The 11129-nt window shown below is 73.6% G+C and carries 10 protein-coding genes; 4 read left to right on the top strand and 6 right to left on the bottom strand.

Annotation, left to right across the window (positions count from 1 at the left end; all coding sequences use genetic code 11):
- Positions 1-72 precede the first annotated feature (72 nt).
- Positions 73-1623: a glutamine-hydrolyzing GMP synthase gene (gene guaA, locus Actkin_RS29265; protein ID WP_189209572.1), complete on the top strand. Its 1551-nt coding sequence runs from the start codon at positions 73-75 to the stop codon at positions 1621-1623.
- Between the two features lie 62 nt (positions 1624-1685).
- Here guaA and Actkin_RS29260 read toward each other — a convergent pair whose 3' ends face one another.
- On the bottom strand, positions 1686-1886 hold the full coding sequence (locus tag Actkin_RS29260) for a hypothetical protein (protein WP_189209573.1): 201 nt from the start codon (positions 1884-1886) through the stop codon (positions 1686-1688).
- Positions 1879-3162 (bottom strand): PspC domain-containing protein, encoded by a 1284-nt coding sequence (locus tag Actkin_RS29255; RefSeq protein WP_258905028.1) that lies wholly within the window; start codon positions 3160-3162, stop codon positions 1879-1881. The genes Actkin_RS29260 and Actkin_RS29255 overlap by 8 nt, the downstream gene beginning before the upstream one ends.
- Before the next feature lie 124 nt (positions 3163-3286).
- On the opposite strand from Actkin_RS29255, the gene Actkin_RS29250 reads away from it, so the two are divergent.
- Together Actkin_RS29250 and Actkin_RS29245 are read left to right on the top strand one after the other, a co-directional pair.
- On the top strand, positions 3287-4534 hold the full coding sequence (locus Actkin_RS29250) for an ATP-binding protein (RefSeq protein ID WP_396123011.1): 1248 nt from the start codon (positions 3287-3289) through the stop codon (positions 4532-4534).
- Positions 4531-5181 (top strand): response regulator, encoded by a 651-nt coding sequence (locus Actkin_RS29245; RefSeq protein WP_189209576.1) that lies wholly within the window; start codon positions 4531-4533, stop codon positions 5179-5181. Before Actkin_RS29250 ends, Actkin_RS29245 begins: the two co-directional genes overlap by 4 nt.
- 10 nt (positions 5182-5191) lie before the next feature.
- On the opposite strand, the gene Actkin_RS29240 is transcribed toward Actkin_RS29245, so the two are convergent.
- On the bottom strand, positions 5192-6097 hold the full coding sequence (locus Actkin_RS29240; protein ID WP_258905026.1) for a DMT family transporter: 906 nt from the start codon (positions 6095-6097) through the stop codon (positions 5192-5194).
- Between the two features lie 115 nt (positions 6098-6212).
- On the opposite strand from Actkin_RS29240, the gene Actkin_RS29235 reads away from it, so the two are divergent.
- A complete protein-coding gene (locus Actkin_RS29235) occupies positions 6213-7109 on the top strand; it encodes a LysR family transcriptional regulator (protein ID WP_189209578.1) in 897 nt (298 codons plus the stop codon).
- On the opposite strand, the gene Actkin_RS29230 is transcribed toward Actkin_RS29235, so the two are convergent.
- The 3 genes from Actkin_RS29230 to Actkin_RS29220 form a co-directional block, all read right to left on the bottom strand.
- Entirely contained in the window at positions 7106-8716 is a 1611-nt protein-coding gene (locus tag Actkin_RS29230; RefSeq protein ID WP_189209579.1) for a serine/threonine-protein kinase, read from the bottom strand. The two genes, Actkin_RS29235 and Actkin_RS29230, sit on opposite strands and share 4 nt — an antisense overlap.
- 11 nt (positions 8717-8727) lie before the next feature.
- Positions 8728-10107 carry a serine/threonine-protein kinase gene (locus tag Actkin_RS29225; protein ID WP_258905025.1) on the bottom strand — a complete coding sequence of 460 codons (1380 nt, stop codon included), beginning with the start codon at positions 10105-10107 and terminating at the stop codon, positions 8728-8730.
- A gap of 230 nt (positions 10108-10337) precedes the next feature.
- The gene (locus Actkin_RS29220; protein WP_189209581.1) at positions 10338-11129 is read right to left on the bottom strand and encodes a hypothetical protein; all 792 of its coding nucleotides are present in this window, start codon (positions 11127-11129) and stop codon (positions 10338-10340) included.

The raw sequence follows: 11129 nt of genomic DNA, 5'->3' as shown, positions 1-11129 counted from the left end.
ACCGGTCGGCACGCAGCAGGCCGCTGCGTGCCGATTCGCGCACGCCCGGCCCGTACCGGAAGGCTAGAACCCATGGACCGTCCAGTCCTGGTCGTCGACTTCGGGGCGCAGTACGCCCAGCTCATCGCCCGCCGCGTCCGCGAGGCGCAGGTGTACTCCGAGGTCGTCCCGCACACCACGCCCGTCGCCGAGCTGCTGGAGCGCGACCCGGCCGCGATCGTGCTCTCCGGCGGCCCGGCCAGCGTCTACGCCGCGGACGCGCCCGGCGTCGACCCGGCCCTGTTCGAGGCGGGCGTGCCCGTCTTCGGCATCTGCTACGGCTTCCAGGCCATGGCCCAGGCCCTCGGCGGCGTGGTGGAGCGCACCGGCACCCGCGAGTACGGCCGCACCGACCTCGCCGCGGACGGCGGCGTCCTGCACGACGCGCTGCCCGGCCGCCACCCGGTGTGGATGAGCCACGGCGACGCCGTCACCAAGGCCCCCGACGGGTTCGCCGTGACCGCCACCAGCCAGGGCGCGCCGGTCGCCGCGTTCGAGGACACCGGTCGCCGGTTCGCGGGCGTGCAGTACCACCCCGAGGTCGGGCACTCCCCGCACGGGCAGGAGGTGCTGCGCCGGTTCCTGCACGACGTCGCGGGCATCCGTCCGCAGTGGACCACCGCGTCGATCGTCGATGAGCAGGTCGAGCGGATCAAGGCGCAGATCGGCGACGGCAAGGCCATCTGCGGGCTGTCCGGCGGCGTGGACTCCGCGGTCGCGGCCGCCCTGGTCCAGCGCGCCATCGGCGACCGGCTGACCTGCGTGTTCGTCGACCACGGCCTGCTGCGCGCTGGCGAGCGCGCCCAGGTCGAGCGCGACTACGTCTCCGCGACCGGCGTCAAGCTGGTCACCGTGGACGCGCGCGAGCGGTTCCTGTCCGCGCTGGCCGGGGTGACCGACCCCGAGCAGAAGCGCAAGATCATCGGCCGCGAGTTCATCCGGGTCTTCGAGCAGGCCGAGCTGGACCTGCAGGCCGCCGCTGGCGGGGAGAAGTTCCGGTTCCTGGTGCAGGGCACGCTCTACCCCGATGTCGTGGAGTCCGGCGGCGGCACGGGCACGGCCAACATCAAGAGCCACCACAACGTCGGCGGGCTGCCGGAGGACCTGGAGTTCGAGCTGGTCGAGCCGCTGCGCGCGCTGTTCAAGGACGAGGTGCGCCGGGTCGGCCTCGAGCTGGGGCTGCCGGAGACGATCGTGCACCGCCAGCCGTTCCCCGGCCCCGGCCTGGGCATCCGCATCATCGGCGAGGTCACCGCGGACCGGCTGGAGACGCTGCGCGCGGCCGACGCCATCGCCCGCGACGAGCTGACCGCCGCCGGTCTGGACCGCGACATCTGGCAGTGCCCGGTGGTGCTGCTCGCGGACGTGCGCAGCGTCGGCGTGCAGGGCGACGGGCGCACCTACGGCCACCCGATCGTGCTGCGCCCGGTCTCCAGCGAGGACGCCATGACCGCCGACTGGACGCGCCTGCCCTACGACGTGCTGGAGCGCATCTCCACCCGGATCACCAACGAGGTCGCGGAGGTCAACCGGGTCGTGCTGGACGTGACGAGCAAGCCGCCGGGCACCATCGAGTGGGAGTGACACGGAAGCGGCGGCCGCCCTCGGGGCGGCCGCCGCTTCTCCCGTGAGTGGGGTGGGAGGTGTCAGTCCCGCTTGCGGCGGGTCGACATCGCCAGGAACAGCAGGCCCGCGAAGACCGCGCCACCGGCGACGATCCAGCGCAGGTCGAGCACCGGGAGCCACATCTCGCCGTCGGTGAGCACGTAGGCCGAGACGCCCATCGTGGCCAGCCCGCACAGCATCGTCAGGAAATCGGGACGGCGGTGCTTGGTGCACTCAGCCACGGGTCACCTCCACGCTGCCCGGGCCGGTGGCCTCGGCGTGCAGCTCGATCCTCAAGCCGCCCGGTCCGTCCGGGCCGTAGTCGGTCACGTCGACCATCGGGCTCGACCCGCCGCGGCCCTCGGTGAGGCACCGGACGTCGCCGAGCCCCGCCTCGCAGCGCACCACCACGTCGGCGGTGGCGGGCACGACGACCGTCACGTCGCCGACGTCGATCGCGGCGCGCGTCTTCACGGTCCCGGTCTTCTCCGTCAGCGCGGTCAGGTCGAGTTCGACCGAGCCGACGTTGCGCACGTACTCCGGCTGCACCTGGGCCAGCGTCGTGGGCTGGGCGCGCAGGTCGCCCATGCCCCCGCCCTCGAAGCCGTCCGGCCAGACCACGGTCATCGCGATGCCCAGCGCGGCCAGCGGCGCGGCCAGGCCGATCAGCCCGCGCCCGCCCCGGCGGAACGAGCCGAGGAACATGCCGACGCCGACGATGCCCAGCACCACGCCGATCACGTGCGGCACGCTGACCCAGTCGCCGAGCGTGGGCCCGGCCAGCACCAGGCCGCCCACGGCCAGCAGCGAGACGCCGACGGTGACCAGACCGGCCTTGGACCGCTTGGCGGGCACGGGCCGCTCGGCCTCGGGCTCGGGGCGGCTGGGCTCGGGCAGGTCCCAGGCGAACGGGGCCGCGCCGAGCGGGTCCCACTCCGGGGGCGTCGTGCGCGGGGTCTGGTCGGCCAGCTCCGGCTGCACGGGGGACGACATGGGCGGCTCCGGGACGTAGACGGGGACGGTGTGGGCGGCGTAGTCGACGGCCGAGGGGTGCTCGGGGGCCGCCTGCGTCGGCGGCTCCGGCACGCGGCCGAGGTGCGCCCGGCCCCGGTGCAGCGCGTACACCAGGACCGCGCAGGCGACCAGGCCGAAGAACCCGCCGAAGTCCTTGTCGAGGAACCAGGCGAACAGCGGGATCAGCGACGCGCACAGCACGACGGTGAAGAACGGCGACGTGGCGCTGCGGCCCTTGCCCGCCAGCGCCTCGACCGGCGAGACCTCGTCGTCCTCCTCGGGCAGCAGCAGCCAGCCCAGGACGTAGAACAGCAGGCCCGCGCCGCCGTAGAAGGTCAGAACGGCGAACAGGACGCGGGGGACGACCGGATCGATGCCGTAGCGCTGCCCGATCCCGGCCGCGACGCCCGCGACCTTGCGACCGCGCCGCGGCCGCCGTGGGCGCGTTGCCCACATGTCCTTGACGGTGTCCTCCACCTGGGAGGACCTGGATGCTCCACTCACGCTACCGAGGATCGCGCCTCGCCAGGGCCGCGCGCATCGGGGAACGACCCTGAACCCGAAGTCAGGGTCGTTCCCCGATGTTGTCGCCACGCGCGCGTGTGAGCATGCTGGTGTGCAGACAGCCATGACCGAGCCGGAGGCCGAGATCGACCGCAGCGGGCCCACGTCGGTGGCGCTGCCCGGCGACGCCCGGCTGCAGCGCCGCCGGACCGGGCGCGCCCTGGGCGGCGTCGCGGGCGGCCTGGCCGACCACCTGGGCATGCCGGTGCTGTGGGTGCGGATGGCCTTCACCCTCGGCGCGGCGCTGGGCGGCGCAGGCGTGCTGGCCTATGGCCTGTTCTGGATCTTCGCTCCGCAGCAGCCAGCCGACGCCCCGACCCGCGAGGTGTCCGGCCGCGAGCGCCAGCAGGCCATCGGCCTGCTCGCCCTCGGCCTCGGCCTGACGATCGGCGCGTGGGGGCTCTCCAGCGCGGTGAACGGCTGGGTCGCTGGCGGCATCGGCGTGACGCTGGTCGGCGCGGCGCTGGTCTGGCGCGAGGCCGACCAGTCGCAGCGGCGGCGGGCCAAGGGCGCGGTGCTCGGCGGCGGCGGCCCGGCCGCGGTCGTGCGGGTGCTCTCCGGCTCCGCGCTGGTCGCCGCGGGCATCGCGATCTTCCTGCTCACCAGCATGGGCCTCGGCCAGGTGCAGTTCACCCTGCTCGCGGTTGTCGCCGCGCTGGTCGGCGTGGCCCTGCTGACCGTGCCGTGGTGGCTGCGGCTGGTCCGCGACCTCGGCGAGGAGCGGCGCGCCCGCATCCGCACCGAGGAGCGCGCCGAGATCGCCGCCCACCTGCACGACTCGGTGCTGCAGACGCTGGCCCTCATCCAGAAGCAGGCCGAGTCCCCGCGCGAGGTGCTGCGGCTGGCCCGCGGCCAGGAGCGGCAGCTGCGGACCTGGCTCTACAGCCCGTCCGGCTACGGCAAGGTCGCCGAGGCAGAGGCCCTCTCCGACGTGCTGGCCAGGGCGGCAGGCGAGGTGGAGGACACCTTCGCGATCAGCGTGCAGAGCGTCGTCGTCGGCGACTGCCTGCTCGACGAGGGCCTGCACGCGGTGGTGTCCGCCGCCCGCGAGGCCATGGTCAACGCGGCCAAGCACGCCGGGGTCGGCGAGGTGTCGGTGTACGCGGAGGTGGAGCCCGAGCAGGTGACCGTGTTCGTGCGCGACCGGGGCAAGGGGTTCGACCCCGACACCGTGCCCGAGGACCGCCATGGCCTCGCCGACTCCATCCACGGCAGGATGGAGCGCAACGGCGGCCGGGTCCGACTGCGCACGACGCCGGGCGAGGGCACCGAGGTCGAACTGCAGATGCCGCGTGCGAAGGTGGTCACATGAGTGTCCGGGTGTTCCTCGTCGACGACCACAGCATGTTCCGCGCCGGGGTGCGCGCCGAACTCGACAGCGTCGACGGCGAGATCGAGGTGGTCGGCGAGGCGGGGTCGGTCGGCGAGGCGGTGGCCGGGATCGGCCACCTGAAGCCGGACGTGGTGCTGCTGGACGTGCACATGCCCGATGGGGGCGGGGCCGAGGTCCTGCGGCAGGCCCGGCCGAAGTTCCCCGAGGTGGTGTTCCTGGCCCTGTCGGTGTCGGACGCGGCGGAGGACGTCATCGCGGTCATCCGGGCCGGGGCGCGGGGGTACGTGACGAAGACGATCTCGGCGGCGGAACTGGGCAAGGCCATCATCCGCGTGTCTGAGGGCGACGCCGTGTTCTCGCCGCGGCTGGCGGGTTTCGTCCTGGACGCTTTCGCGGACCGCCCCGGCGCCGCCCCGATCAGCGACCCGGAACTGGACCTGTTGACGCCACGCGAGCGTGACGTGCTGCGCTTGTTGGCGCGGGGATACGCGTACAAGGAGATCGCGTCGGAGTTGTTCATTTCGGTGAAGACCGTGGAGACGCACGTGTCGAGCGTGCTGCGGAAGACCCAGCTGTCGAACCGATACGAACTCTCCCGATGGGCTTCGGACCGGCGGCTGGTGTGATCCGGTTCGCCTAGTCCAGCCGTGCGGGTGCCCGTGGTTCGTCCTCAACCGCGAGCACGGCGGGTGTCGTCGGTGGGCGGCGGGGGATTCGGGTCATGGCTACGCCTGCCAGGACGATCACCATGCCTGCGATGATGCGGAGGTTCAGGTCCTCGCCCAGGAAGAGGGCGCCCAGGAGGACTGAGACCACCGGGAGCAGGTAGCCCACCACGGAGGCGTTGGTGGGGCCCTCGTCGGACAGCAGGCGGTAGAAGAGGGCGAAGGCGAAGCCGGTGCCGAACACGCCCAGCACCGCGATGGCCAGGATGACCTGCCAGGTCAGCGACACCGGCTGGAGGCCGCCCACCGGCAGGGCCAGCGCCACCAGCCACGTCGCCGACACCAGCTGGGTCGCCGACATCGCGATCGGGGCGACGCCGCGGCCCTTCATCGTGTGGTCGATGTACGCGTAGGCCACCGCGTAGCTGATGGCGGCGGCGAGGATGACCAGGGCGCCCCAGCCCATGAGGCCGGCGTTCCACGGGGCGAAGATCAGCAGGGTGCCGCCGAAGCCGAGGAGGAGGCCGAGGAGGCGGATGCCGCCCATGCCGCGGTCGGTGCCCAGCATGAGCCCGATCACCAGCTGCCACAGCGGCGTCGTCGCGTTGATGACCCCGGCCACGCCCGAATCCACGGTCTGTTGGCCGACGGCGAACAGGGTGAACGGCAGGGCGTTGGCGAACACCGCCGCCAGCGTCATGTGCCCCCACGCCCGCCAGTCCCTCGGCAGCCGCTTGCCCGCCGCGTAGCACAGTCCGACGAGCACCAGCGCGCCGAGCACGCAGCGCGCGACCGAGATCTGGACCGGGCTCAGCCCGGTCAGCGCGATCTCGATCCAGAGAAAGCTCGATCCCCACATCAGGGCCAGCAGGCCCATTCGGATGAGGGTCCCCCGTCCGCCAACCATCACACGCTCCTTCCGCGCACACGCTGCCCGCGCGGTCCGCTCAGGACAAGTGAAAAGTGCTGGACCGACAATTAAGCTGCGCTACATGCTCGACGTCCGCCGCCTCCAGGTCCTGCGCGCGGTCGTGACCAGCGGCTCGGTGACCGCGGCCGCGACCAACCTCGGCTACACGCCCTCCGCCATCAGCCAGCAGATCGCCGCGCTGGAGAAGGAGGTCGGCATGGTGCTGCTGGAGCGCTTCGGCCGCGGCGTGCGGCCCACCCCGGCGGGGCTGCTGCTGACCGAGCACGCCGGGGCGATCGGCACCCGGGTGGCAGAGGCCGAGACCGCGCTGGCCGACCTGCGCGCGGGCGTCACCGGACGCGTCGTCGTGCGGTACTTCACCACCGCGGGCGCGTCGCTGGTGCCGCCCGCGCTGGCCCGCCTGCGCCGCGAGCACCCGGGCGTGCGGGTGGACCTGAAGCTGATCGACCCGGAGGACCCGCTGATCGAGGTGGAGCGCGGCCACGCCGACGTCGCGATCTTCATCCACCGCTCGAGCAGGCTGGTTTCGCCCGGCGTCCACACCGAACACCTGCTGGACGACCCCTATCAGGCCGTGCTGCCGCGCGGGCACCGGCTGGCCGCCAAGCGGGTGCTGGACCTGGCCGACCTCGCCGAGGAGCCGTGGGTGGGCAGCGAGTGGCCGCCGGGCCCGTGCCTGCGCATCCTGCTCGACGCGTGCGCCGCCGCGGGCTTCAGCCCCGACGTCGTGGTGGAGAGCGAGGACTACACCTCGGCGCAGGGTTTCGTCGCCGCAGGCCTCGGCGTCTCGGTGATCCCGAGGATGGGCCTGGGCAGCAGGCACCCCGGGGTCGTGGTGCGGCGGCTGCGCAAGCCCGAGCCGGTGCGCGTGATCCACGCCGCCGTGCGCGAGTCCGCTTTGGACCACCCCGCGGTGCGGGGGCTGCTCACCGCGCTGCGCGAGGCGGCGGCCGCCTAGCCGTCCTCGCCGCCGGTCTTGCGGAAGCTGTCGATGCGCATGACGCCCATGTCGTCGGCCACGACGACGAAGGCGTAGTGCTCGGTCGAGTCGTCGCCGTCCTTGGGCTCGAACTTGATCCGGGCGGTGACGCTGCCGTTCGCGGTGGCGTTCACCCGGCTCGCCTCGACCTTCTTCATGCCGCCGTAGAAGCTCTTGAACGACTCGTAGCCGCCGGAGAGCCGCTGCGCGTTGGGCGTGAGCAGGTTCCACGCCGCCTCGGTGTTCGCCGGGAGGAGGCCGTAGTACTGCTTGATGAAGGTCTCGTAGTCCCGCGGCGTCGGCTTGGGCGTGGTCGTCGTCGTGGTGGTGGTTGTCGTCGTCGTGGTGGTCGTGGTGGTGGTCGGCCGCGCGCTCGTGGTCGTGGTCTCCGCGGGCCGCTCCTGCGTCACGGTCGGCGGGTTCGGGTTCTCGTCGGCGCGCTTGCCGTCGCTCTTGGTGATGAGGCTGGCGACCAGGATGCCGACCAGGGCAGCGGCGACGATGGCCAGCACGGTCAGCACGATCGAGCGCACGTCCCGCTCCGGTCTGCGCTGCTGCTGCGGGGGCGCGGTGCGGACGCCGCCTGCGGGCGTGCGCGGGCCCATGGGGCGCGGCTGCTGCTGGGGCCGGGGCGGTTCGCTGAACGGGTGCATGTCCAGCCGGGTGCCCGGCGGCGGGGTGGCGGGCGGCCCGGCGACCGGCCGCGCCGGCGGCTTCGGGTACGGGTCGGTGAGCTGGTTGGCGACCGTGGCGGTGGGCAGCGGCTTGCCAGCGGCGATCGCGGCCAGGCCCTCCCGGGCCTGGGTCATGGTCGGGCGCTCGGCCGGGTTGGTCCGCAGCAGCTGCATGAGCAGCGCGGTCAGCGGCCCGGCCTGCTTCGGCGGGGTGATCTTGCCTGCGGCGACCGCGTACAGCAGGGCGAGGGTGTTCTCGCTCAGCCCGAACGGCGAATGGCCCTCGACGGCGGTGTAGAGCGTCGAGCCGAGGGAGAACACGTCCGACGACGGCGCTGGCGTCTCGCCCTTGGCCACCTCGGGCGCCAGGTAGGCGGGCGTGCCCGCCAGCATCCCGGTCGCGGTCACGGTGATGTCGCCGGTCGCCCGGGAGATGCCGAAGTCGGTGATCTTGACCGTGCCGTCGTCGCCGAGCAGCACGTTCGCGGGCTTGATGTCGCGGTGCACGATCCCGGCCGCGTGCGCGGCGACCAGGGCGGCGGCCACCTGCGAGCCGATGCGCGCCGCCTCGGCGGGCGGGATCGTCTCCCGCTCGGACAGCACCGCGGCCAGGCTCCGCGACGGCAGGTACTCCATGATCAGCCACGGCTGGCCGTCGTGCTCGGCCACGTCGTAGACGGTGATCGCGTTCGGGTGCGACAGCCGGGCGGCGATGCGGCCCTCGCGCATCGCGCGCTGCCGGGCCTCCTCGGCCTGGTCGGCGCTCAACCCGGGCTGGGAGAGCAGCTGCTTGACGGCGACCGTGCGGTGCAGGCGCTCGTCGCGCGCCTGCCACACCACGCCCATCGCCCCGCTGCCGATCTTGGTCAGCAGCCGGTAACGGCCCGCGACCAGGGTCTGCTCGCTCGACATCGGCGCTCCGGTTAGTTGGTGTCGGGCTTCTGCTGACCCGCCGTCGTGGTGGGCTGGCCGTTCGAGGTCGGGTTGGGCGTGGTCGGCTCGGCGGTCGGGTCCGTCTCGCTCGTCGTCGGCTCGGTGCTCGTCGTCGGCTGGGTGGTCGTCGTGGGCTCCGTGGTCGTGGGAACCGCCGTCGTCGTGGTGGTCGGCTCCGCCGTCGTGGTCGGAGCGACCGTAGTGGTCGGCTCGCGCGCGTCCGTAGTCGCCTCCGTGGTCGTCACGACCTCCGTCGTCGCGACCGGGGCCTGCGACGGCGGCGTGGTCCCGTTGGTCGGGTCGTCGGCGCCGGTGCTGCGCACCAGCAGCCACGCGCCCAGCGCGATGACGATGGCCACGCCCGCGCTGGCGAACATCAGCGGGCGGTGCGACCGGGCGGGCGGCGGGCCGACCGGGCGGCCGGTCCCGGTGCCCAGCGCGCGCACGCCGGTGCCGGTCCCGAGCGCAGCCGGGCTCGCCACCAGCCGGGTGGACTCGTCGCCCGCGGGGACCGGCGCGACCAGCGCGGTCGCGGGCAGGTCGGGCTCCTCGCCCCTGGCCACCGCGCCCAGCATCTCCCGCACCCGCGACGCGCTCGGGCGGGCCTCGGGGTCGGCGGCCAGCAGCGCGACGAGCACCGGGGTCAGCGCCCCGGAGCGCTGCGGGGGGTTGATCTTGCCAGCGGCCACGGCGTGCAGCAGGCCGAGGGTGTTCTCGGTCAGCCCGAACGGCGGCTCGCCCTCGATCGCGGCGTAGAGCGTCGAGCCGAGGGAGTAGACGTCGGAGGCGGGCGACGGGTCGCGGCCGACGGCGACCTCCGGCGACAGGTACGCGGGCGTGCCCGCGATCAGGCCCGTCTTGGTGACGGTCACGTCGTCGGTCGCCCGGGAGATGCCGAAGTCGGTGATCTTCACCGTGCCGTCGTGGCCGAGCAGGATGTTGCCCGGCTTGACGTCGCGGTGCACGATCCCGGCCGCGTGCGCCGCGGCCAGGGCGGCGGCGATCTGCTGGCCGATGCGGGCCACCTCGGCCACCGGCAGCGTGCCGTGCTCGGCCAGCTCGCTGGCCAGGCTCACCGACGGCAGGTATTCCATGACCAGCCACGGCGTGCCGTCGGCGTCGACCACGTCGAACACGCCGATGGCGTTCGGGTGGTGCAGCTTGGCGGCGATGCGGCCCTCGCGCAGGCAGCGCGCGACCGCCTCCTCTGCCTCGTCGGCGGGCAGCAGCGGGGACAGGATGAGCTGCTTGATCGCGACCTCGCGGTTCAGGCGCTCGTCGACCCCGCGCCAGACCACGCCCATCGCGCCGTTGCCGATGCGCTCAGCCAGCCGGTAGCGCCCGGCGACCAGCCGGCCCTCGTCGCTCATCCGACCGGAACCTCCCTTGCCCGCGCGCTCCGTGCACGGGCTGCTCGTCCATGGCGTCCTGGGCCCGGTGGGCGACCCACACGGCGACGTTGGCCCCAGGCCGACTTATCCAGGCTAGGCGTTCACGCAGCGCGGTCGAACGCAGTCCCGGATCGCCGAGGCCGCTCCAGTGGCCGTTACATGGTGTCACAATCCGGGCGAACAGGTCGCCCGAACGTGTGATTGGCTGGTCAGCCGACCTGCGCCGACAGCAGCGTGACGTTGGCGATCCGGCGGGGTGTGTCGTCTGTCACGTGGAACAGCTGGCGCACCCACAGCGTCTGGCCGGTCACCAAATGCATGCGCACATCCGCCACCACGCCCTCCGCGGTCGTCTCGATGTCCATGACCCGCACGTCGGTCACCGCCGACCACGCGGTGAGGAACTGGCCGAGGTCCGCGCCGAACTCGGCGCCGGAGAGCAGGGTGAACGCGTTGCCCGGGTCGCTGCGCACCAGCCGGTAGTACTCGGCGACGAGTTCGCCGTCGGAGAGCCCGGAGGTCGAGACCGGGCTGGTGCTGCCGTCGGCGGGCGAGGTGCCCTGGTCGGTCGCGGGCCGGGAGGTGCGGGCGACGATCGCGGTGGAGGCCGCCGTCGTCGGCGCGGCGAAGGTCGTGCTCGCGACGGAGGAGGCGTGGGAGACCGCGGCGGTGAGGTCGTCGGGCAGCAGCGCGCGTCTGCCGGTGATCGGGCCGGGCGCGTCAGCGCCGACGGCGTCGCCGCGCTCGCGGGACACCACGGCGGCCGTGCCGACCGTGCCGCACAGCGTCAGCGCGGCCAGGACGAGGCCCGCCAGCTTGGCCGCCCGCATCCGGCGCGACGGCGGGTCGACCGAGGGCGCCGCCGACGGCTCCTCGGCAGGCGCCGCCCGCCGCGACGGCGGCTGTGAGCGGGGAAAACGGCGTCCCGCGCGGTCGATGAGCTCGGTGGCGCGGACGGCCCCAGAGCGCACCCGACGCCTGCCGGGACCCGGTCGTTCCAC

The organism is Actinokineospora sp. UTMC 2448 (assembly GCF_024760565.1).
Classification (GTDB): Bacteria; Actinomycetota; Actinomycetes; order Mycobacteriales; family Pseudonocardiaceae; genus Actinokineospora; species Actinokineospora fastidiosa.
The sequence above is the reverse complement of the archived record's forward strand: the minus strand, read 5'-3'. Positions and strand labels throughout refer to the sequence as shown.